We start from the raw sequence: 20,706 nt of genomic DNA on the forward strand, positions 1-20,706 counted from the left end.
TCATGTTGCTCAATCTGTTCAATGAAATGCGCGCAGCCAAGGTGCCGGTCTCGGTGCGCGAGCTGCTGGACCTGATCAACGCGCTCAAGCAGCGCGTGACCTTCGCCGACATGGACGAGTTCTATTACCTGTCCCGGGCGATCCTGGTGAAGGACGAGCGGCATTTCGACAAGTTCGACCGGGCCTTCGGCGCCTACTTCAATGGCCTGGAGAAGCTGGACGATCACCTGCAGGCCTTGATTCCGGAAGACTGGTTGCGCAAGGAGTTCGAACGTTCGCTGACCGACGAAGAACGCGCGGCCATTCAGTCCCTGGGCGGCCTGGACAAGCTGATCGAAGAGTTCAAGAAGCGCCTCGAAGAGCAAAAGGAACGCCACGCCGGCGGCAACAAGTGGATCGGCACCGGCGGCACCAGCCCGTTCGGCTCCGGTGGGTTCAACCCGGAAGGCATTCGCGTCGGCGATGCCGGCAAGCGCCAAGGCCGAGCGGCCAAGGTCTGGGATCAACGGGAATACAAGAACCTCGACGATTCGGTGGAGTTGGGCACGCGCAACATCAAGGTCGCCCTGCGTCGCTTGCGCAAGTTTGCCCGTCAGGGTGCGGCCGAAGAGCTGGACATCGACGGCACCATCGATCACACCGCCAAAGACGCCGGCTTGCTCAACATCCAGATGCGTCCGGAGCGCCGTAACACCGTCAAGTTGCTGTTGCTGTTCGACATCGGTGGCTCGATGGACGCCCATGTGAAGATTTGCGAGGAGTTGTTCTCGGCCTGCAAGACCGAGTTCAAGCACCTGGAGTACTTCTATTTCCACAATTTCATTTATGAATCGGTGTGGAAGAACAACATGCGTCGCACCTCCGAACGCACCTCGACCATGGACCTGCTGCACAAGTATGGCGCCGACTACAAAGTGATCTTCATCGGGGACGCCGCCATGGCTCCCTATGAAATCACCCAGCCGGGCGGCAGCGTCGAGCACTGGAACGAAGAAGCCGGTTACGTGTGGATGCAGCGTTTCAAGGAGAAGTACAAGAAGCTCATCTGGATCAACCCGTACCCGAAAGACACCTGGGGCTACACCTCATCGACCAATATCGTGCGTGATTTGATCGAGGACCAGATGTATCCGCTGACCCTGCGCGGGTTGGAGGAAGGGATGCGGTTTTTGTCCAAGTAATTGCAGTGTCTGGTCTGACGTCATCGCGAGCAAGCTCGCTCCACAGGGTTTAACGGTTGATCACAACAACTGTGAGCAACAGCGATCCTTGTGGGAGCGAGCCTGCTCGCGATGCTCTTAGCGGCTCAAAAATCGCTGCAAATATTCGATATGCTCCCGGTGCGCCACTTCCTGCACCACCGGCCTTAACTTCACCTGCGCCTCCGGCAGGCACTGTGCCAATCGCGCCAGCGCCAGTGGCGTCAAAGCCCCCAATCGCGGATAGCCGCCAATGGTCTGCCGATCATTGAGCAACACGATCGGCTGCCCGTCCGGTGGCACCTGCACCGCCCCCAGCGGAATACCCTCGGAAATCATCGGCTTGCCCTGGTACAGCAACGCAGGGCCCAGCAGGCGAATGCCCATACGGTCGGCACGACTGTCGAGGCGCCAATCACTGTAAAAGGCATCGAACAGGCTTTGCCCGCTGAACTCGCCGATCTGGGCACCCAGCACCAGGTCCAGCAACACATTGCCCTTAAAGTCCGGCACTTGATCAACGGAAAGCTCCCGCAGCAGGACCAGCGCACTGCCGGAATAACGCAATCGCTCGTCTTTGCCCAAAGCGAGGCCCATGCCGCTCAATCCGCCCAGCTCCTCGCGAACCACTGTCGAACAACTGCCCAGTACTTTTGCCGCATCAAAGCCACCGGGCGCCGCCAGATAAGTTCGTGCGCCGGATAACGGCTGGGTGAACTGCAAGCGCTGGCCCTTGCACAGCCTGAAACTGCGCCAAGGTGCCAATGGCTTGCCATCCACCCGTGCATCCAGATCCGCGCCGGCCAGGGCCAGCACACAATCGTCCTCGGCCAGCACACTGAAACCGCCCAGGGTGATTTCGATCACCGGCGCATCCAGTTGATTGCCCAACAGCCAATTGGCCCAGGACATCGATCGCCAGTCCGCCGCACCGCCCTGGGTGACGCCGAGATGGCGCACGCCGAACCGGCCAGCGTCCTGCAGCTGACACAGCGGCGTACTTGCCTCGATCATCAGTTGGCTCATGCCTGGGCCTCCAGCGGCGAGTCGTCACCCCCTAGACGGATGAACTCGGCATGACTGACCGCCTCGAAGCGAACCCTGTCGCCTGGCTGCATCAGGCTGTAGCCGTCGCGCTCGCGGTCAAAGAGCCTGGCCGGGGTGCGGCCGATCAGGTTCCAGCCTCCGGGGGATACCGCTGGGTAGGCCGCGGTTTGTCGCTCGGCAATGCCGACACTGCCGGCGGCGACTTTCTTGCGCGGGGTGCTCAGGCGTGGCGCAGCAAGCACCTCATCCACCAGCCCCATGAACGCAAATCCGGGCGCAAAACCCAGGGCAAACACCTGATACTCCCGCCCGCTGTGACGCCGAATCACCTCCTCCACCGCCAGCCCGCTGCGTTGCGACAGCAAGCTCAGTTCCGGCCCGACGCTCAGGTCGTACCACACTGGCAGCGTATGGCGGGTCCCGCGCGCATGGGCATTGGGCGACAGGTCGACCAGCGCTTGCGCAATCAGATCCCGAGCCTGGGCCGGGGTCAGCGCGCGGAGGTCGTATTGCAACATCAAGGTGGTGTAGGACGGCACCAGATCAATCAGATGACCGGCAAACACCTGGCGCAGGCTTGCGCTGGCGGCCAGCAGCCACGGCATGTTGGTTTCGGCGATCTCATCGAACAGACGCACCATCAGGCAATCCAGCGCCACCACTTCGACTCTTGGATTCATGCTGCGCTCAGACGGCTCAGGGCTTCACGGATTCGTTGCACGGCCGCCACTGAGCTGGCGTTGTCGCCGTGCACGCAGAGGGTATTGGCTTGCAGACGCAAGGCGCTGCCATCGCTGGCGATCAGGTTTTCGCCACGGGCGATGGTCAGGGCCTGCTCGATGACGATCTCGGTATCGTGGTGCACCGCCCCCGGCAGTTGTCGTGACACCAGCCGGCCAGCGCTGTCATAGGCCCGGTCAGCGAAAGCTTCGAACCACAGGGTCACGCCGTATTCATCACCCAGTTGTTGGGCGGCGCTGTTGTCACGGGTCGCCATCAGCATCAGCGGCAAGCTGCGATCATAGGCGGCCACCGCCTGCAGCACCGCGCGCAATTGCGCGGGGTTGGCCATCATGTCGTTGTACATCGCACCGTGGGGTTTGACGTAACTGACCCGGCCACCCTGTGCCCGGCAGATACCGTCGAGGGCGCCGATCTGGTAATGCAGGATGTCCTGAAGCTCCTGGGCGCTGTAGGCCATGGAGCGACGGCCGAACCCCACCAGGTCCTGATAGGCCGGATGAGCCCCGACCTTCACACCATGGCTCAACGCCAGGCTGACAGTCTTGCGCATGATGCTCGGGTCACCGGCATGGAAGCCGCAGGCAATGTTGGCGCAATCGATGAACGGCATGACCTCGGCATCCAGACCCATGGTCCAGCTGCCGAAGCTTTCGCCAATGTCGCAATTCAGTAGCAGGCGGCTCACGGTGAACACTCCTGTAGGCGTTAATCGGCAGGCCACACTGAAGTGTCATACACCCCAGTCAGAGACCGCGCAAATCCCGCTCTTCAATCGGCCGGCTCTGGCGCAGGCGCTTGCCGCCCAATACCACCCAGTCGATCAGGCGGTACAGGCACTCAAGGCCGAACGAGAGCAGCAAGGCGCCGCTCATGCCCCAGATCATCGCCTCCGGTGTCAGCAGGATCTGGTAGCTGTAGCCATTCCAGGTTTCCTTGCGGATGTCCGGGTCGGCGGCGAGCACCACTTGCAGCACGCGGATGTACCAGGGGCCTTGCATCGCCTGGAATTGCTTGTCCAGCGCCAGTTGGCGAGTCAGCAGGTTGCTCAGGCTGTCGGCGTCGCTGCGAAAGATCGGGTCTTCGCTGGCGCGGTAATGAGCGACCAACGCCTGCATATCGCCCTTGAAGAACTGATTGGCCGTGCCCTGGAATCCGCTCAGGCTGGCCTGGGCTTCAATCAGGTGCGCCTCGACCCGCTTGGCGTAATCGTTGATGAACCCCGGCACCTGGACACCGATCAACAGGCCCGCCGCAAACAACACCAGCCGTAGGTAACTGAGCAACATGGAGTCGGATCCTTATTCGGTAGTGCCTTGGCGGACGCATTCGCCGCGTCGCCACAGGCTCCATTGACCCGGTTGGTAGCGGGTCCAGGTTTCGTTTTCGGTCAGAGGTTCGGTGGCAATCACCGTCACCACGTCGTTGGGCGTGGTTTCGGCCTGGAAATCGACGATCACGTCGACATCTTTCAAGCGTGCCGGGCCAAAAGGTGCACGCCGAGTGATTTGCGCGAGTTTGGTCGAGCAGTAGCAGAACAGCCAGTCGCCGTCGCTGAGCAGGCAGTTGAACACGCCTTTGCTGCGGTACTCGGCGCAGGCCGCGACCAGATCCGGCAGCAGCTCTTCGACTTCGACAGGCTCGGGGAAGGCCGTGCGTACGCGGTTGAGCAAGTCGCAGAAGGCGGCTTCGCTGTCGGTGTCACCGACCGGGCGGTAGAAACTGGTCGCGGGCTGGAAGTCCGCCAACTGGCCGTTGTGTGCGAAACACCAGTTGCGGCCCCACAACTCGCGGATAAAGGGATGAGTATTGGACAGGCAGACCTTGCCGACGTTGGCCTGGCGAATGTGACCGATCACCACTTCGCTCTTGATCGGGTAGCGCTGCACCAGGTTGGCGACTTCCGACTCGCAACTCGCGGCCGGGTCCTGGAACAATCGCAAACCCCGCCCTTCATAGAAGGCGATGCCCCAGCCATCCCGATGCGGACCGGTACGCCCACCGCGCTGCATCAGCCCGGTGAAGCTGAACACGATATCGGTCGGGACATTGGCGCTCATGCCCAATAACTCACACATGCTCGGACTCTCGCTCAATCGCAGGGGGCAAGGTTACAGACGCGGTTCGACTCGCATGCGTTGGGGATTGCTCGGCACCGGTGGGCGACCATAACGATCATCACCGGCACCGCCGAACGGTTGGTCGTCCTCACGCTCGTCGGCCTTGACCGCGGCTTTGGCGGCGGCCTCACGCTCCTTGCGGGCGTTGGCGGCGCGTTCGATGGGGAAGCGGATTGCCACCATTACCAGGTAAAGGCCGAATGCGATCATGCCGTACATGAACAAGTCGGAAATCGCCCGCCAGGCGTTATTGCCGACCTTGAACAGCAGATCCAGGGCGGTAATGGCGATCGCTGGCGCGACCTTGTCCTTGACCGGATCGATGATGGTCGGGCTGAACAGCAGCACGGCCATCGCCAGGCGCAGCGGCTCGCGCAGGTAACGCCACATCCAGCGGGTCAGGCGCATCCACACCAACAGGCAGCCCAAAGCGGCGAAGGCGTAGAGCCCCCAGGCGATCAGATAGTCGTTCTCGGTCATGGTGTCCATGGCAAGGCAGGCAAAGAGGCGCTTATGATAACGGCTTTTCGCCCATCAGGCTGCATCAAGACATAGATGCCCTGTGGCCGATCCCCATTTCGTACACTGTTCGAGAATCTTTCATGCCCCTACCCGCCAACAGTTGCGACGCCCCCATTGCCCACAAGGCTGAAGGTTCCGACCCCTATGCCTGGCTGCAAGAGCGCGATACAGACGCCGTGCTCGACTACCTCAAGGCGGAAAACAGCTATCAGGAAGCGCAAACCGCCGATCAGGCCGAACTGCGCGAAGCCCTGTTCCAGGAGATCAAGGGCCGGATTCTCGAAACCGACCTGTCCCTGCCCTCGCCATGGGGACCGTACCTGTATTACACCCGCACCACCGCCGGTGACGAATATGCCCGACATTACCGCTGCCCGCGCCCGGCCGACGACAGCCTGACCCTCGACGAGAGCCGGGAGCAATTGCTGCTCGACCCGAACGAACTGGCCAATGGCGGGTTCTTTTCCCTCGGTGCCTTCAGCATCAGCCCTGACCATCAACGCCTGGCCTACAGCGTCGATTCAAGCGGTGACGAGATTTACACGCTGTTCGTGAAGGAATTGTCCGACGGCCGGGTCAGCGAACTGGCGTTTGATGACTGCGACGGCAGCATGACCTGGGCCAACGACAGCCTGACACTGTTCTTCGGCGAGCTGGACGACACCCATCGCCCGCACAAGCTGTATCGCTATCGCCTGGACGGCACGGCGGCCGAGGAAGTGTTCCACGAACCGGACGGGCGCTTCTTCCTGCATTGCTACCGCTCGAGTTCCGAGCAGCAATTGCTGTTGTCCCTGGGCAGCAAGACCACCAGCGAAGTCTGGGTACTCGATGCATCGCAGCCGCAGCAGGCCTTCACCTGCCTGGCACCGCGGGTTGAGGATCACGAGTACGACGTCGACCACGGCATGCTCGACGGCCAGTGGACCTGGTTCATCCGCACCAATCGCGACGGTATCAACTTCGCCCTGTACACAGCCGTTGATACCGGTGTCGCGCCGACCGAAGCCGACTGGCAAAACCTGATTGCCCATCGCGACGAGGTCATGCTCGACGGCATCAGTCTCAATATCCAGGCCATGACCTTGAGCTTGCGCATCGGCGGCCTGCCGATCATTGAAGTGCACCCCCAGGGGCTGGCGCCTTATCGCGTGCAACTGCCGGACGCGGCCTACAGCCTGCACGTGCAGAACAGTCTGGAATTCGAAAGCGAGCGCATTCGCCTGCGTTACGAGGCGTTGAACCGCCCGGCACAGATCCGTCAACTCGACCTGGCCAGTGGCGCGCAGCTCGTCCTCAAGGAAACCCCGGTGCTCGGCCCGTTCGACGCCGATGCCTACGTCAGCCAGCGTCTGTGGGCAACTTCGGCGGATGGCACCCAGGTGCCGATCAGCCTGGTGATCAAGCGCGAGTACCTCGGCAAGCCCGTGCCGCTGTACCTCTATGGTTACGGCGCCTACGGTGCCAGCCTCGACCCATGGTTTTCCCATGCGCGCCTGAGCCTGCTCGATCGCGGCATGGCCTTTGCCATCGCCCATGTGCGCGGCGGCGGCGAGTTGGGTGAAGCCTGGTACCGCGCCGGCAAGCAGGAACACAAACAGAACACCTTCACCGACTTCATCGCCTGCGCCGAACACCTGATCGCCAACGGCTTCACCACGGCGCCGCAACTGGCCATCAGCGGTGGCAGTGCTGGCGGCTTGCTGATCGGTGCCGTGCTCAATCAGCGACCGGAGCTGTTCGGTGTCGCCATTGCCGAAGTACCGTTCGTCGATGCGCTCAACACCATGCTCGACCCGGACCTGCCCTTGACCATCACCGAATACGACGAGTGGGGCAACCCACAAGAGCCGGACGTCTATGATCGGATCAAGGCCTACGCCCCGTACGAAAACGTCACTGCCCAGGCTTATCCACCGACCCTGGTCATCGCCGGCTACAACGACAGCCGAGTGCAGTACTGGGAAGCGGCCAAGTGGGTGGCGAAGTTGCGTGCAACGAAAACCGACAACAATCTGCTGCTGCTCAAGACTGAACTGGGAGCTGGCCACGGAGGGATGAGCGGTCGATATCAGGGATTGCGTGACGTAGCACTCGAATACGCCTTTCTGTTCAAGGTTTTGGGTATGGCCTGAGGAACTTGGCGCGGTGTGCCGGTCTTAATTCCGGACACCGCCCGCCGATACAACGGCTGCCTCCCACATGGGATCGGCGGTGAATTCACATTCGAGTCAGCAACAAACATAAAAAGACCGTGACGACATGTCAGAACCGACCTTACTGAACAACGAAATTCGCGACTGGCTGATGGACTGCGGTCTGTTCAACCAGTTGCTGCCTGCGGACTTCGCCGCCGCTTCGGGCTACTTCAGCATCAGCAGCATTGCCCAGGGCGAAGAGATCTTCCAGGAAGGCGATGCCGGCAGCTTCATGTGCATCATCCACACCGGTCAGGTCGCCGTGCAGAAAACCACGGCCGATGGCCAGCGGGTGACCATTGCCACCCTGCGCAGCGGCCGCTCGTTCGGCGAAATGGCGGTGCTCGATGGCGAGCGACGTTCGGCCAGTTGCGTGGCAGCCAGCCACTGCCAGTTGCTCAACCTGGGCAAGGACTCGCTGGAAAAGATGATCAACGACGCGCCGAAAATCGCCGCCAAGATCATCCGCGCCCTTGCCGTCTCCCTGTCGAAACGCTTGCGCATGGCCGACGGTCAGCTGCTTTCACAGCAGGTCTAACCGCCGGGTGGTTTGGCTTTTGGCGGATTGGGTTCGAGCCCCGGCAAAGGTTGATCCTTGGTCGGTGGGGTCGGCATTTCGATCGGCACCAAGGGCGGTCCGCTGCTGCCGGGGCCGGCTTTCGGCAAAGGTGCGGGGCTGATTTGCGGATAAGGCGTTGGCGTCGCCGTACCCGGTGAGCCGGGTATCGGTGCCGGGCTCACCGGGATGGTTTGCAGCGGTTGGGCCAGCACTGCAGTTATCGGGAGCGCGGCCAGGGCAATGACCGTTAGAATGGTGCGCTTCATCAATGGCTCCGTTGGCCTTGTCGTCACCTTCAGGCTACTCCCAACCGCGTCCTTTTGCCTTCCCCTGTGCTGCCAATTTTCCTCAAGTGAGCCCCATGAAACGTTTCGTTCTGCTCGACACCACGCCCATTCCCGACAACGGCGGTGCCCTGTGCCTGTTCGAATACGGCGAGGATTTCGTCATCAAGATCCAGGGCGGCGACGGCGGTCAGTTGATGAACACGCGCATGCACGGTTCCGAAGACGCCCTGGCCGAGATCCCCTGTCGCAAGGTCGCTGGCCGGCCGAATTCACGGGTACTGATCGGCGGCCTGGGCATGGGGTTCACCCTCGCCTCCGCGCTCAAGCACCTGGGCAAGAGCGCTGAAGTGGTGGTGGCCGAACTGGTGCCGGGGGTCGTCGAGTGGAACCGTGGCCCGCTCGGTGAAAAAGCCGGAAACCCGCTGCTCGACCCACGCACCGTGATCCGCATGGAGGACGTGGCCAAAGTCCTGCAAGCCGAACCGCAGGGCTTTGACGCGATCATGCTCGACGTCGACAACGGCCCTGAAGGCCTGACCCAGAAAGCCAACAGCTGGCTGTATTCCGCCGCCGGACTTAATGCCTGCGCCAAAGCCATGCGCCCCAAAGGTGTGCTTGCCGTGTGGTCGGCCAGCGCCGATCGGCAGTTTTCCGACAAGCTGAAGAAAGCCGGCTTCAAGGCCGAGGAAGTGCAAGTCTTCGCCCACGGCAACAAGGGCACCCGCCACACCATCTGGATTGCCGAGAAGCTCAAGGGCTGAGCTAAACTCTACCCATTACCGTCATTAGTCATTCTACAAAGGTGAACCCATGAGTTCGTCCACCCCGACCAACACTTCAAAACTGGACCGCATCCTGGCCGACAACCAGCGCGACAAGGAAATGGGCTACCGCGACAAGGCCCTGAAGATGTACCCGCACGTGTGCGGCCGCTGCGCCCGTGAGTTCTCCGGCAAGCGCCTGAGCGAGCTGACCGTGCACCACCGTGACCATAACCACGACAACAACCCGCAGGACGGCTCGAACTGGGAACTGTTGTGCCTGTATTGCCACGACAACGAACACTCGCGTTACACCGACCAGCAATACTTCGGTGAAGGTTCGCTGAGCACGCCGAAAATCGCCAAGGCCACGCACAATCCGTTTGCCGCCTTGGCCGGCCTGATGAAAAAAGAAGACTGATCCCGCCTTTCCCTGCAGGGGCGAATTCGCTCCTGCAGGATAACTGTCAAGAACCCGGCAACCCTTGGTGCCCGACGGCGACAATCTGCCGCTTGCGGCAACCCTCTCCCTGGCTGTTCGCGCCTGCAATCGTATCCTGAACGTTACAAACCCGTATCTTCATGGCCACCAAGACTGCTGGCACTGTTCTTGCCATGTATCCGTTTCAATACATACAAGGAAGTGGATGTTGACGCGTGGCCGTCATGCCCTCCCCCGAATCGCTCCAGAGACTGTGCCTTTCGCCAGAGAGAACGCCGGATGAACATCACGTCAAACACTGCCAGTGCCGCCCTGTCGGCCTACACCTCTTCCGCTGAGATCAAGGCAGCTGCCGAAGCCAAGGCGCAATCGGCAAACAACTCGCAGGCCACGGACAAAAGCAAAAAGGAAGATGCCCTCAGCCTGTCCAAAACTGCGGCGGCCTATAGCGGCTCGATTGCCAGCAACGCGCCGTTTTTCCCGGTTCGCCCGGGCATGAATGCCGATGCACTGGTGCTCGGCGTGAGCCAGCCGGACGCCGTTTCGAGCTCCAAAGGCAAGACCTTCCCGGAAGTCGCCACCGATGCCCGCAAGCGCATGGACGACAAATACGCGCAGATGAAGACCGGCGACAAGCCCTACAGTGGCAGCGTCGAAGACCGTAACGCACTGATGGGCGACCTCGACCGCCGCTCGCTCAATGCCGTCGCCACCAACGAAGGCGGGCAGTTTTCCAAGGACGAACAGGATGCAGCCAAAGCCCTGATGCAGCAGCAGGCGCGCCTGGCGTCCGGTTACTACAGCGGCCCAGACGAGCAGAAGAACAACTGGAAAGACCCGTTCGCCAACGATCCGATCGGTCGGGCCAAGGCTGCGTTGAACTTCCTGCAAAAAATGACACCGGAAGAAAAGAACACGCCACAGTGGCTGTCCCAGCACATGACACTGCAAAACGCCCTGGACCAGTACGCCAAGGGCAGCAGCAGCGAGTCGGCGGACAAGAAAACTGGCCACTTCCATAACCTGGCGGAAATTCTGGCTGGCGTCGAAACCGATGGAGCCGCCAGTAAAAACCCGCAGAACGAACAGATCGCCAACGCTGGCAATAGCATGATGGACCGGATCAAGGCGCTGATGCCGTCGCCGACCTGAGTGTTCGGCGATTGAGCGGTGCGGGAGCAATCTCCGTATAATCGCGCTTTTTTCCTGAAAGGCGCTTCGCTCGTGGCAGACAAACGGTACAGCTGCATTGGTTTGTATAACCCGAAATCACCGGAGAACGTCGGTTCGGTGATGCGCGCCGCTGGCTGCTACGGCGTGGCGTCGGTGTTCTACACCGGCAAACGCTATGAACGCGCCGCCGACTTCGTGACCGATACCAAGCGTGTTCACTACGACATTCCGCTGATCGGCATCGACGACCTGAAGAAAATCCTGCCACTGGGCTGCGTACCGGTGGCGGTGGAATTGGTCGAAGGCGCGCGCCCGCTGCCTGAGTACACCCATCCGGATCGCGCACTGTATATCTTCGGTCCTGAAGACGGCTCCCTCGACAAAGAGATTCGCGACTGGTGTGAAGACGTGGTCTACATCCCGACCACCGGTTGCATGAACCTGGCGGCCACCGTCAACGTGGTGCTCTACGACCGCATGGCCAAGGGCCTCAATACCCGTTCCGGGCCGAAATTCCGCTGAGTCGGCGCATATCCGATGGAACAAGCGAGCCGCCTCGGCAGTCAGCTTAACTATCCACTACACAAGCCTGGAGCCAGACCATGAACGAACTCAAACGTGTCGAGCGTATCGAATCCACGCCCTTCCAGAGCCCTTCCGAGCAGAACGTGCAGGGTTGGGAGCGCATTGGTTCACTGGCCGGCGGCGTGGTGATGATGGGCAAGGGTCTGCGTCGCGGTGGGCTCTTCGGCCTGATCCAGGTGGCCATCGGCGGCGTCGCGCTGGCCCGTGGTATCACCGGCCACAGCTCGGCGAAAAGCCTGTTGGAGAAAAGTCGTCAGGACATGAATAACGTTCGGGCGAAGATTCAGCGGGCGGGTGAAGAATTGAGCCAGTTGAAGGCCAATGCGGAGGCCGCGACCAAAACAGCCACCGTGACTGGTAATGATTCGCTGAAGTCGCCGAAAGCCGGGGTTTGATTTTAATGCTGCGGTAAAATTTCAGGGCATCATCGCCAGCAAGCCGACTCCTACATGTACCGGCTGGCTGGCGATGGCGGAGTTACTGCAGCAACTCCGTGCTCAGCACTTTCGACGAACCGCCGATCACGCTCTCGCTGAGCTGTACGAACGCCTTGGTATCGACGCTTCCCAATCGCATTGCCCCGCGCAGCACGTCATCGAGCGAACGCTTGTTGTGGGTTTTCAGGCGAATCTCTCGATCCAGTTCCTGTAACAACACTACAGCCTTGGCCACCTGTGCCGGGTCGGCCTTGTCACCGCGCAGGCTGGTGACTTTCTGCCCGAGCTTGAGCAGCTTGCCGTTGAGGTTTTCATAGCGCTCATCGCTCATCCCCCCCGCCCGACGTACCAGCTCGATGGCGTAATACTCGGCCAGGCCCTCACTGATCCAGTCACTGCGCTGAGTACCGTTGATCCGCCCGAATACCTGTGCCAGCTCGCGGATCAACGCGCTGGTGCCGCGCTCGCTGACCAGCGGTTGATGACTGTTCAGGTAGATCGACTCGTGGGCCGATTGACTGCCCCGCGCCATCGGATCACCGGCGCCGACTATCAGCAACTTGCCCGGATGGCGTGGATACAGGGCCTGTACCTGCGGCCAGACGAAGGTCAGCAGCGTCAGAACATCCATGCGCCGCATGCCCTGGCCGACGGGCGAAGCCACGGTGACATCGGTTTCGCCAAGGCGCGTGCGGCGACTGCCGAGGTGGCCGGCGAGCATCCAGCCGGTGGGGCGATCAAACAGGCGTGAAGGTTTATCGATGCGGAACTTGTTCTTGCCGATCCGCGGCCACGCCGTCTCAACGCTTTTCCAGCCATTGGGCAGTTCGAACTCAAGGCGGGAAACCAGCTCGACGCCGTCCTGTTGATCGAGACGGGCGGCGGGCACCAAATCATCGCCGCGCATCAGCGCCCAGTTCGGCGTCATGCGCGTATCGAAGCTGCCGTTCTTGCGGCCATGGCTGATCTGCACGCGATAGGTCAGGCTGGCCTTGTCGCTGGCCGGGCGCCAGACACCGCGCGCCGCCTTGCCGGGCGTCAGTTGCCACTGGCCATCAGCCTTGAAGTCGCTGTAGTGGCTGCCATCGCCCAGGTCGAAATCGAGGCTGCGCACGGCCGAGCCCTGGGCCAGGGTCAGGCGCACTTCCGCCTGATCGCTCTGCGGCAACAGACGCACGTGATAATCCAGATCGACTTTCTTCGCCGCCCACACGGGCGAGCCCAGGGTCAAGATTCCGAGCGCCAACGCCAGCCGCCATCCCACAGCCATACACACTCCTTGGTGAAACGTCAGAACGCCGGGCGATCAGCCGGCCCGGAAAATCAGATGATCTTCCCAGTCGTCTTCCGGCACGCTGCCTTCGGCGAGCATGCGCCCGGACTGGGAGATCCCTTCGTGGTGCACCGCGTCGCGGTCGCCGCAGACCAGATGGTGCCACAGGGGCAAGTCCTTGCCTTCGCTGACCAGCCGATAACCGCAGGTCGGCGGCAACCATTTGAACTCATCGGCCTTGCCCGGCGTGAGCTGGATACAGTCCGGCACCGAGTCGCGCCGGTTCGGGTAGTCACTGCACTGACAGGTTTTCAGGTCCAGCAATTTGCAGGCGATGCGCGTGTAATAGACGCTGTTGTCGTCTTCGTCTTCAAGCTTTTGCAGGCAGCACAGACCACAGCCGTCACACAGCGATTCCCATTCCTCCTGATCGAGTTGATCGAGGGTCTTGCGTATCCAGAACGGTTCTACTTTGGCGGCCATGGTTCAAGCATCAACATCAGGTGGTGAAAAGGCCGCCAGTCTAGTGCCAGGCGCTCGTTGGGCCAAGCATTGGCGACTGTCGGTACAACACACTTGCCAGTTTTGCCGGCGCCAAGTAGCGTTGCCGGTCACAGGGAGCCCGGCCGGCCTGCCATTAACGCTCAACCGCGTTGCATTCCGGTGAATGTCGCCGCTCCCGATAAACCTTATCGCTCAGCCCATCTGCGCCCGCAGGTTTCGACGTCCCTCACTTTCAAACGTAGCAAGGAATCTCTTGATGAGTGCCAACCCACGCGTTGCCGATTACGCCATTCACCCGCAGTTCACCGATCGCTGGTCGCCCCGCGCCTTTACCGGCGAAGCCATTGCCGAAGAAACCCTGCTGAGCTTCTTCGAGGCCGCGCGCTGGGCGCCGTCGGCGTACAACTCGCAGCCATGGCGCTTTCTCTACGCACGTCGCGACACGCCGAACTGGGAGCGTTACCTGGGCCTGCTGAACGAATTCAACCGCAGCTGGGCGCAACACGCCTCGGCACTGGTGATCGTGATCTCGAAAACCACGTTCGCCGTACCCGGCGCCACCGAGGAAACCCCGGCGCTGTGGCACACCTTCGACACGGGTTCGGCCTGGGGCCATCTGGCGCTGCAAGCGAGCCTGAGCGGCTGGCACACCCATGGCATGGCCGGTTTTGACCAGGAACTGACCCGCAAGACCCTGAACGTTCCCGAGGGCTACGCGCTGCACGCGGCAGTGGCGGTGGGCAAACTGGGTGACAAGGCCACCCTGGCGGACTACCTGCAAGCCCGTGAAGAGCCAAGCCCGCGCCGTCCGCTGAGCGAGCTGGCGGCGGAAGGCGATTTCAGCCTTTAAGCCACACTGCAAAACCACTGTGGGAGCGAGCTTGGTCCGGGCGGCGCTCCGACGATGGGGTCTTTACATCCAACATCAATGTTGAATGCCCTGCCGCCATCGCGAGCAAGCTCGCTCCCACAGGTTTAGTGCTCAAGACAGAGTCAGCGGTGAATCAATACCCGCGAGCGAAATCCACTTCCCCACGCAACGCTTCACCCGCCTGATACGCCCGCAAGTTCTCGACGAACAGCTTGATCATCAGCGCCGGCGAGGTCGGTGCCGAGCTGTGACCGGTCAGCAGCAATCCCCACGCGGTCCAGAATGGATGACGTTGCGGCAACGGCTCCTGACGGCAGACGTCGATCACGGCACCCGCCAGATGGCCTTCCTTCAAGGCCTCCACCAGATCCGCATCAACCACCGCCACGCCGCGCCCGACGTTGAGAAACAAGCCGGTCGGCTTGAATTGCTTGAAAAGCGCAGCGTCGTAGATATCGTGGGTGTCCGGCGTGTTGGGCAGCAGATTGATTACGTAGTCGACTGCACCGACCAGGCGCGGCAAGTCTGCCAGGGTGCCGACTTCGATGAACGGCGCCTGCTCCCGTGCAGTGTTGGCAATGCCGTACAACTCGACACCGAACGGCACCAGGAACTGCGCAACGCTCTGGCCGATATCACCGGTGCCGACGATCAGCACCTTGCGCCCCGCCAGGCTCTGGCCCATGCGATTGTCCCATTTGCGCTCAACCTGGCTGACCAGCCGCGCCAGCACTTCGCGCTCGTGACCGAGCATGTAGGTGAGCACGTATTCGGCCATGACCTGACCGAAAATCCCCACTGCACGGGTCAAGCGGTAATGGCGCGGCAAGCCGTCGGCCAGCAGCGGCGTGATGCCCGCCCAGGTCGATTGCAGCCACTGCGGCTGATGCCCCTGGCGCAACAGCGTCGCCAGCAGATCGGGCTGCCCCAGCCAGACCGGGCAATCGGCGGCCTGACTGGCCAGTTCGGCGGAGTCACCGCTGGTGAGCACCTCCAGGTCCGGTGCCGCGTCACGCAGCAGTTGCGCATAAACGGGGTGGTCGTGCTCAGCAATCAGAACGCGCATGCCTAAAACCTTTCAAAAACGATGCGAACAGCCACCGGAAGGATTCAATCCGCCCCCCCCGTGGCCGCCGCCAAAATTCATCAGCCTTTCACAATAACCCTGAACAGGGCCTGTCGATCGGTCAGACCGGATCGTTGCGACGCAACAACTCTTCCGGCAGGTGCTCGATGTACTCGTCCTCGGCCGGTGGCATTTGCAGGTGGTAGCCCTGCTTTTCGAGGTTCTCCAGCACGATGGCGATGTCTTCGCGGGCCAGTTTGCGCTCGGGTGTCAGCACCAGGTCAAAGGCGTGTTTCGCCTTGCCAAAGGCGGCCATCAGGGCTTCCGGCACGCGTTCCAGCGCGTCGCTCTTGAGCACATAGAGGTACATGCCGTTTTTCTTCGAGCTGTGGTAGATGGAGCAAATATGTTTCAAGGCTGTTCTCCGGCGGTGACCAGGCTGTCGAGCAGCGCCTGGCCCATCAATTCGCGGCGCCAGCCACGCAGCGAATCAGGCAATTGGTAGGGACCATTGGGGAAGCCACTCTTGAGCAGCAACTCCAGGGTTTTCTTGCGCAGCATCAGTTCCGGCGCAATGTTCAGGCGCTCGGCTTCGGCCTGACCGATGGCCTTGAGCTGCTTGAGCAATACGGCGGCATCCACCGGCAACGGTTCAGGCACGGCTGGCGGCCATTGATCCGGGGACACACTGCCAGAGCGCTTGATCAGATCAAGCAGAAACTCGCCGTCCTGACGCACGGTACGCGGGTGCATGTCTTCGATTTTCGCCAGGGCACCGAGATTGTCCGGTTGCGTACGCGCCAGCGGCCACAGCGAGTGTTCACGGATGATCCGGTTACGCGGCAGGTCACGGGCGCGGGCTTCCTTTTCACGCCAGGCGCAGAGTTCGCGCAATACGGCGAGCTGGGCGCGGGACAGTTTCCAGGCCAGCTTGGCATCGCGATAAACCTCGTACGGATCGGTCTCGCGGCGCAGGTTGGCGACCAGCTCAGCACCGTCCTCCAGCACCCAGGCGTATTTATCGTCAGACAGCTTCGGACGAAGCTGTACGAACACTTCCGCCAGGTGCAGCGCATCTTCGGCGGCGTAGCTGATTTGCGTGTCGGACAGTGGACGTTGCAGCCAGTCGGAACGGGTCTCGCCCTTGGGCAGGTCGATGCCGAGCACTTCCTGCACCAGGCGCGAATAACCCATGGAGAAGCCCAGGTTCAGGTAGGCCGCGGCCAGTTGCGTATCGAACAGCGGCGCCGGCAGACTGCCGGTCAGGCGCAGCAGGACTTCGAGGTCCTCACTGCAGGCATGCACAACCTTGACCACCGCGGTGTTTTCCAGCAATGCCTTGAGCGGTTGCCAGTTATCGATGGTCAGGGGATCAATCAGGTAGGCGCGTACGCCATCGCCCACCTGCAGCAGGCCGGCGATCGGATAGAAGGTGTCGACCCGCATGAATTCGGTGTCGAGGGCAACGAATGGCAATTGCTGCCACTCGGTGCAAAACCGAGCGAGGCTATCGTTGTCGCGAATCCAGTGAATTTCGATGGCCACACGGCTCTCCCTTGAAGAATGGCACGCAGTATATATCGCCCCCGGCGATTTCCGCGCATCCACTGAACGAGAGCGTTAGCGAAAAATCCTGCCTGTCGTTAAGAATAGTCTGACAAAGCTTGGCTGGGATGGCGTACAGCGTATCCGCCAGCCCTCCCCAGCCTCACCCTCACTGCCCGGCCAGCACACCATTGACCACCGGACCGCGGCAGCCGGCAAACATATCCAGGTCGTGGTTGTAGACCTTGCTGTTGACCTCCAGCAGCCCCAGCATCGAATGGAACAGGTTGTCCTGGCTCAAGGGTTTTTCACGACCCTGTTGCAGGCAATGGGTGTCCACCGAAAACGACTTCTGATAGCTGTCGGAGAACCAGGCAAACATCGCTACATGCTTTTGCTGTTCCGGTGCCAACATGTAAGGCGTGCCGTGCAGGAACAAGTTGTACTCGCCCAGGGACTCGCCGTGGTCCGACAGGTAAAGCATCGCGGTATCAACTTTGTCCTGATTGCTGCGCAACAGATTGATCAGGGTGGCCAACACATGGTCGGTATAGGCCAGCGTGTTGTCGTAACCGTTGACGATACTTTCGCGACTGCAGTTGTTCAGCGCATTGCTTTCACAGACCGGAGTAAAACGCTCGAACGCCTTCGGATAACGCTTGAAGTATTCCGGACCGTGGCTGCCCATCTGGTGCAATACCAACACCGTGTCTTTATCCAGGTTGTCGATGAAGTGCTGCAGACCTTGCAGCAGGATTTCATCGCGGCATTCACTGTCGGCACACAGCGCCGGGTCTTTCAGATTGCTGACATCATCCAGTGTGACGCGGTCGCAGGTGCCCTTGCAGCCTGACTGGTTGTCACGCCAGATGACATCGAAACCGGCACGTTTGAGCACATCCAGCAAGCCTTCTTCGTTCTTTGCCTTGCTGGCGTCGTAGTCCTGGCGCCCCATGTTGGAGAACATGCAAGGCACCGACACCGCCGTTTCGGTGCCGCAGGAATGGACATCGGTGTACGCAATCAATCCGGCTTCCTTGGCAAGCTCAGGCGTAGTGTCGCGGTTGTAACCAAGGATGCCAAAGTTTTCCGCGCGGGCACTTTCACCGACCACCAGGACCGTCAGCGACTTGCGACCGTCGGCATGGGAGGCCGGATTGCGTTGGGCGTCTTCACCGATTTTGATAAAAGGCTGATGCGCAGAGGCAACTTGCTGGCGCAGGAACCCGGCCGAGGCACCAATGTAGTTGCTCGGCACCACCATCAAGCGCAACTCATGGTGATTGCGAAACAGCGAAGACAAGCCTTGATAGTTCACCAATGCAACCGCACCAATCACCACAGCTGAAGCAAAAGTAACCAGCGCCTTGCTCAACAGTTCACGGTGCCAACGGCGATAGGCAATGGGTGTTTTCCACAATATCAACGAGGGTAAAACACCGAGGAAAACAATATAGGCAAACAACTTCAACGATAATAAGTCGCGCACTTCCGTGGCGTTGGTTTCAGCGAAGTTCTGCAGCATCCCGGTGTCGATCAGGACACCGTACTGACTCATGAAATAGGCGACACCGGCACTGATCATGAACAGCAGGATCAGCACGGGTTTGAGCACGCGACGGAATGCCACCAGCGTCAGCACAATATTGAAAGCCGCGAAAATCATGGCGCCGAACGCCACGCGCATCACGATGCCTTTGCCGTCTGAGGTCGTGATATCGAAAAGGTGCTGCCAGAGCACAAAGTTGAAAGCCACTAATAAAAACGCGCTGGCAATCAGTGTCACCCATTCAGGGCGCACGGCTTTGATCTTGAACATGGTAATCGGGGGGTCCTGAAGAGAGATGCTGCTAGCAAATGTGAACTTTTCTCATTGACTTCAGCAGCACTGATTCTAGGTAGCCGACCATCAATTTTTTGTGAAAAAGAAGGCAATGATTGGTTGCTCGGTTGAACAACTTCGTTGGAACCGGATTATTTTCGATGGATTCAACCAACGTTCAGCACCCATTCAGCGATGGTTCATGCGCCTTGTGCTTGCTCAGCCCTCCCCCAACCTCACCAATCCCGCGCATCACGCTATCCGACGATCTGCATTATTTAATTTCTAAATATCCCCTCGGACTTTCTGATTTGCGGGCCTTGGACCCGGCGCGCCTAATGCGCTTCGTACTGTTCAAGGTTCGACCATGGAAAACACACGCACCAAATCCCGCCCCGCTTTCTGGCTGATGTTCAGCATCGTTCTCATTGCGCTGAACCTGCGCCCCTCAATGGCTGCGGTCGGGCCTCTGCTGTCGGCCATTCGCGGCGACATTGCCTTGAGCTTCAGCCTTGCATCACTGCTGACCATGCTGCCGGTCATGACCATGGGGCTGGCGATGTTTTTCGGTCTGCGCGTGAGCCAGCGTCTCGGCGAGCAACGCACCGTGCTGCTTTCGCTGCTGATCATTGGCGTGGCGACCTTCTCAAGGTTGTTTCTCGACTCTGCGGCCGAGTTGATCCTCAGCGCGATGCTCGCGGGAATCGGCATTGCCTTGATTCAGGCGCTGATGCCGGTGCTGATCAAATCCCGGTTCAGCGATAACGTGGCCTTGTGCATGGGACTTTACGTCACCTCGATCATGGGCGGCGCAGCCATTGCGGCGTCTTTCGCCCCCCTGGTGATGGTGAGCACTGGCAGCTGGCGCATCGGCCTGGCGATCTGGGCGGGGCTGGCCGTTGTAGCGTTGCTGATTTGGTCCGTACAGCGTGCAGCGATGCCTGCGTCGCCGTCGAAGCTTGTTCGCCAAAGGTCTTTCTTCGCCAATGGCCGCGCCTGGCTGCTCGCCGTGTTCTTCGGTTTGGGTACTGCTTCCTACACCTGCGTACTGGCCTGGCTGGCACCGTATTACGTGGAAAAAGGCTGGAGCGAACAACAGGCCGGATTGCTGCTCGGCTTCCTGACCGCCATGGAAATGCTGTCGGGCCTGCTGACCCCAGCCATCGCCAATCGCAGCCGCGACCGCCGCGTGGTACTGATGGTACTGCTGGTCCTGATCATGGCCGGTTTTTGCGGTTTGATCCTCAGCCCGCACAACCTCAGCCTGTTATGGCCATGCCTGCTGGGGCTGGGCATTGGCGGGTTGTTTCCGATGAGCCTGATCGTGTCGCTGGACCATCTGGACAACCCGCAAAGCGCCGGTGGCCTGACCGCATTTGTACAAGGCATCGGCTACCTGATCGCCGGCCTGTCGCCGCTGCTGGCAGGGATGATCCGCGATTCACTCGGCAGTTTCGAATGGGCCTGGTGGTCGCTGACGGGGGTCATGGCCGTGATGATGCTGATGGCGTTGCGCTTCAATCCACGGCACTACGCCCGCCACATTCACTGAAC

Annotated in this window: 23 protein-coding genes; 10 read left to right on the forward strand and 13 right to left on the reverse strand. The window is 60.6% G+C overall.

Annotation, left to right across the window (positions count from 1 at the left end; all coding sequences use genetic code 11):
- Window positions 1-2: 2 nt before the first annotated feature.
- Window positions 3-1,181: a vWA domain-containing protein gene (locus EIY72_RS00475; protein WP_093225494.1), complete on the forward strand. Its 1,179-nt coding sequence runs from the start codon at window positions 3-5 to the stop codon at window positions 1,179-1,181.
- 117 nt (window positions 1,182-1,298) lie between these two features.
- Here the strand turns inward: EIY72_RS00475 and EIY72_RS00480 are convergent, their stop codons facing one another.
- From EIY72_RS00480 to EIY72_RS00505, 6 genes are read right to left on the reverse strand one after another with little or no spacing between them, the layout of a single operon-like run.
- A complete protein-coding gene (locus EIY72_RS00480; RefSeq protein WP_093225497.1) occupies window positions 1,299-2,225 on the reverse strand; it encodes a 5-oxoprolinase subunit C family protein in 927 nt (308 codons plus the stop codon).
- Window positions 2,222-2,926: a 5-oxoprolinase subunit B family protein gene (locus EIY72_RS00485; RefSeq protein ID WP_093225499.1), complete on the reverse strand. Its 705-nt coding sequence runs from the start codon at window positions 2,924-2,926 to the stop codon at window positions 2,222-2,224. Before EIY72_RS00485 ends, EIY72_RS00480 begins: the two co-directional genes overlap by 4 nt.
- Window positions 2,923-3,675: a 5-oxoprolinase subunit PxpA gene (locus EIY72_RS00490; protein WP_093225502.1), complete on the reverse strand. Its 753-nt coding sequence runs from the start codon at window positions 3,673-3,675 to the stop codon at window positions 2,923-2,925. Before EIY72_RS00490 ends, EIY72_RS00485 begins: the two co-directional genes overlap by 4 nt.
- Window positions 3,676-3,733: 58 nt before the next feature.
- Complete coding sequence (locus EIY72_RS00495; protein ID WP_093225505.1) at window positions 3,734-4,276, reverse strand: DUF2937 family protein; 543 nt, start codon at window positions 4,274-4,276, stop codon at window positions 3,734-3,736.
- Between the two features lie 12 nt (window positions 4,277-4,288).
- Window positions 4,289-5,065 carry a class II glutamine amidotransferase gene (locus EIY72_RS00500; RefSeq protein WP_093225508.1) on the reverse strand — a complete coding sequence of 259 codons (777 nt, stop codon included), beginning with the start codon at window positions 5,063-5,065 and terminating at the stop codon, window positions 4,289-4,291.
- Between the two features lie 33 nt (window positions 5,066-5,098).
- Window positions 5,099-5,596: an MFS transporter gene (locus EIY72_RS00505; protein ID WP_093225511.1), complete on the reverse strand. Its 498-nt coding sequence runs from the start codon at window positions 5,594-5,596 to the stop codon at window positions 5,099-5,101.
- Between the two features lie 113 nt (window positions 5,597-5,709).
- Here EIY72_RS00505 and EIY72_RS00510 point away from each other — a divergent pair, with 113 nt between their 5' ends.
- Window positions 5,710-7,764, forward strand: a complete 2,055-nt coding sequence (locus EIY72_RS00510) for a S9 family peptidase (protein WP_093225514.1) — start codon at window positions 5,710-5,712, stop codon at window positions 7,762-7,764.
- Window positions 7,765-7,891: 127 nt separating this feature from the next.
- On the forward strand, window positions 7,892-8,365 hold the full coding sequence (locus EIY72_RS00515; protein WP_093225517.1) for a cyclic nucleotide-binding domain-containing protein: 474 nt from the start codon (window positions 7,892-7,894) through the stop codon (window positions 8,363-8,365).
- Here the strand turns inward: EIY72_RS00515 and EIY72_RS00520 are convergent.
- The gene (locus tag EIY72_RS00520; RefSeq protein ID WP_093225520.1) at window positions 8,362-8,652 is read right to left on the reverse strand and encodes a hypothetical protein; all 291 of its coding nucleotides are present in this window, start codon (window positions 8,650-8,652) and stop codon (window positions 8,362-8,364) included. The genes EIY72_RS00515 and EIY72_RS00520 overlap by 4 nt on opposite strands.
- A gap of 95 nt (window positions 8,653-8,747) precedes the next feature.
- Between EIY72_RS00520 and EIY72_RS00525 the strand changes: the two genes are divergently transcribed.
- The 5 genes from EIY72_RS00525 to EIY72_RS00545 all read left to right on the forward strand — a co-directional run bounded on the left by EIY72_RS00525 (window position 8,748) and on the right by EIY72_RS00545 (window position 12,029).
- Window positions 8,748-9,434 (forward strand): spermidine synthase, encoded by a 687-nt coding sequence (locus tag EIY72_RS00525; protein WP_093225523.1) that lies wholly within the window; start codon window positions 8,748-8,750, stop codon window positions 9,432-9,434.
- Window positions 9,435-9,483: 49 nt separating this feature from the next.
- The gene (locus EIY72_RS00530; RefSeq protein WP_007944009.1) at window positions 9,484-9,855 is read left to right on the forward strand and encodes a YajD family HNH nuclease; all 372 of its coding nucleotides are present in this window, start codon (window positions 9,484-9,486) and stop codon (window positions 9,853-9,855) included.
- A gap of 300 nt (window positions 9,856-10,155) precedes the next feature.
- Window positions 10,156-11,028 (forward strand): hypothetical protein, encoded by an 873-nt coding sequence (locus tag EIY72_RS00535; protein WP_093225526.1) that lies wholly within the window; start codon window positions 10,156-10,158, stop codon window positions 11,026-11,028.
- Between the two features lie 72 nt (window positions 11,029-11,100).
- A complete protein-coding gene (locus tag EIY72_RS00540) occupies window positions 11,101-11,571 on the forward strand; it encodes an RNA methyltransferase (protein ID WP_093225527.1) in 471 nt (156 codons plus the stop codon).
- Between the two features lie 80 nt (window positions 11,572-11,651).
- The gene (locus EIY72_RS00545) at window positions 11,652-12,029 is read left to right on the forward strand and encodes a YgaP family membrane protein (RefSeq protein ID WP_093225531.1); all 378 of its coding nucleotides are present in this window, start codon (window positions 11,652-11,654) and stop codon (window positions 12,027-12,029) included.
- Window positions 12,030-12,111: 82 nt separating this feature from the next.
- Here the strand turns inward: EIY72_RS00545 and EIY72_RS00550 are convergent, their stop codons facing one another.
- Both EIY72_RS00550 and EIY72_RS00555 read right to left on the reverse strand, forming a co-directional pair.
- Entirely contained in the window at window positions 12,112-13,341 is a 1,230-nt protein-coding gene (locus tag EIY72_RS00550; protein WP_093225535.1) for a hypothetical protein, read from the reverse strand.
- Between the two features lie 36 nt (window positions 13,342-13,377).
- The gene (locus EIY72_RS00555) at window positions 13,378-13,827 is read right to left on the reverse strand and encodes a YcgN family cysteine cluster protein (RefSeq protein WP_093225537.1); all 450 of its coding nucleotides are present in this window, start codon (window positions 13,825-13,827) and stop codon (window positions 13,378-13,380) included.
- A gap of 277 nt (window positions 13,828-14,104) precedes the next feature.
- Between EIY72_RS00555 and EIY72_RS00560 the strand changes: the two genes are divergently transcribed.
- Window positions 14,105-14,698: a nitroreductase family protein gene (locus EIY72_RS00560; RefSeq protein ID WP_093225540.1), complete on the forward strand. Its 594-nt coding sequence runs from the start codon at window positions 14,105-14,107 to the stop codon at window positions 14,696-14,698.
- A 154-nt stretch (window positions 14,699-14,852) separates the two neighbouring features.
- Here the strand turns inward: EIY72_RS00560 and EIY72_RS00565 are convergent, their stop codons facing one another.
- From EIY72_RS00565 to EIY72_RS00580, 4 genes are all read right to left on the reverse strand, one after another.
- Window positions 14,853-15,785: a D-2-hydroxyacid dehydrogenase gene (locus tag EIY72_RS00565; protein WP_093225543.1), complete on the reverse strand. Its 933-nt coding sequence runs from the start codon at window positions 15,783-15,785 to the stop codon at window positions 14,853-14,855.
- 121 nt (window positions 15,786-15,906) lie between these two features.
- Window positions 15,907-16,200 (reverse strand): YcgL domain-containing protein, encoded by a 294-nt coding sequence (locus EIY72_RS00570; RefSeq protein WP_093225546.1) that lies wholly within the window; start codon window positions 16,198-16,200, stop codon window positions 15,907-15,909.
- Window positions 16,197-17,330, reverse strand: a complete 1,134-nt coding sequence (rnd, locus tag EIY72_RS00575) for a ribonuclease D (RefSeq protein ID WP_093225549.1) — start codon at window positions 17,328-17,330, stop codon at window positions 16,197-16,199. The genes EIY72_RS00570 and rnd overlap by 4 nt, the downstream gene beginning before the upstream one ends.
- 169 nt (window positions 17,331-17,499) lie before the next feature.
- Window positions 17,500-19,149 (reverse strand): phosphoethanolamine transferase, encoded by a 1,650-nt coding sequence (locus EIY72_RS00580; protein WP_093225552.1) that lies wholly within the window; start codon window positions 19,147-19,149, stop codon window positions 17,500-17,502.
- Window positions 19,150-19,519: 370 nt separating this feature from the next.
- Here EIY72_RS00580 and EIY72_RS00585 point away from each other — a divergent pair, with 370 nt between their 5' ends.
- Window positions 19,520-20,704 carry a cyanate transporter gene (locus tag EIY72_RS00585; protein ID WP_093225555.1) on the forward strand — a complete coding sequence of 395 codons (1,185 nt, stop codon included), beginning with the start codon at window positions 19,520-19,522 and terminating at the stop codon, window positions 20,702-20,704.
- The last annotated feature ends 2 nt before the right edge of the window (window positions 20,705-20,706 follow it).

It is taken from the genome of Pseudomonas vancouverensis, assembly GCF_004348895.1.
GTDB lineage: Bacteria > Pseudomonadota > Gammaproteobacteria > Pseudomonadales > Pseudomonadaceae > Aquipseudomonas > Aquipseudomonas vancouverensis.

Bases quoted from the DNA above. Each gene is read 5' to 3' on its own strand.
- EIY72_RS00475 (WP_093225494.1), top strand. From the start codon at position 3: ATGTTGCTCAATCTGTTCAATGAAATGCGCGCAGCCAAGGTGCCGGTC.
- EIY72_RS00480 (WP_093225497.1), bottom strand. From the start codon at position 2,225: ATGAGCCAACTGATGATCGAGGCAAGTACGCCGCTGTGTCAGCTGCAG.
- EIY72_RS00485 (WP_093225499.1), bottom strand. From the start codon at position 2,926: ATGAATCCAAGAGTCGAAGTGGTGGCGCTGGATTGCCTGATGGTGCGT.
- EIY72_RS00495 (WP_093225505.1), bottom strand. From the start codon at position 4,276: ATGTTGCTCAGTTACCTACGGCTGGTGTTGTTTGCGGCGGGCCTGTTG.
- EIY72_RS00500 (WP_093225508.1), bottom strand. From the start codon at position 5,065: ATGTGTGAGTTATTGGGCATGAGCGCCAATGTCCCGACCGATATCGTG.
- EIY72_RS00505 (WP_093225511.1), bottom strand. From the start codon at position 5,596: ATGGACACCATGACCGAGAACGACTATCTGATCGCCTGGGGGCTCTAC.
- EIY72_RS00510 (WP_093225514.1), top strand. From the start codon at position 5,710: ATGCCCCTACCCGCCAACAGTTGCGACGCCCCCATTGCCCACAAGGCT.
- EIY72_RS00515 (WP_093225517.1), top strand. From the start codon at position 7,892: ATGTCAGAACCGACCTTACTGAACAACGAAATTCGCGACTGGCTGATG.
- EIY72_RS00520 (WP_093225520.1), bottom strand. From the start codon at position 8,652: ATGAAGCGCACCATTCTAACGGTCATTGCCCTGGCCGCGCTCCCGATA.
- EIY72_RS00525 (WP_093225523.1), top strand. From the start codon at position 8,748: ATGAAACGTTTCGTTCTGCTCGACACCACGCCCATTCCCGACAACGGC.
- EIY72_RS00530 (WP_007944009.1), top strand. From the start codon at position 9,484: ATGAGTTCGTCCACCCCGACCAACACTTCAAAACTGGACCGCATCCTG.
- EIY72_RS00535 (WP_093225526.1), top strand. From the start codon at position 10,156: ATGAACATCACGTCAAACACTGCCAGTGCCGCCCTGTCGGCCTACACC.
- EIY72_RS00545 (WP_093225531.1), top strand. From the start codon at position 11,652: ATGAACGAACTCAAACGTGTCGAGCGTATCGAATCCACGCCCTTCCAG.
- EIY72_RS00550 (WP_093225535.1), bottom strand. From the start codon at position 13,341: ATGGCTGTGGGATGGCGGCTGGCGTTGGCGCTCGGAATCTTGACCCTG.
- EIY72_RS00555 (WP_093225537.1), bottom strand. From the start codon at position 13,827: ATGGCCGCCAAAGTAGAACCGTTCTGGATACGCAAGACCCTCGATCAA.
- EIY72_RS00560 (WP_093225540.1), top strand. From the start codon at position 14,105: ATGAGTGCCAACCCACGCGTTGCCGATTACGCCATTCACCCGCAGTTC.
- EIY72_RS00565 (WP_093225543.1), bottom strand. From the start codon at position 15,785: ATGCGCGTTCTGATTGCTGAGCACGACCACCCCGTTTATGCGCAACTG.
- EIY72_RS00580 (WP_093225552.1), bottom strand. From the start codon at position 19,149: ATGTTCAAGATCAAAGCCGTGCGCCCTGAATGGGTGACACTGATTGCC.
- EIY72_RS00585 (WP_093225555.1), top strand. From the start codon at position 19,520: ATGGAAAACACACGCACCAAATCCCGCCCCGCTTTCTGGCTGATGTTC.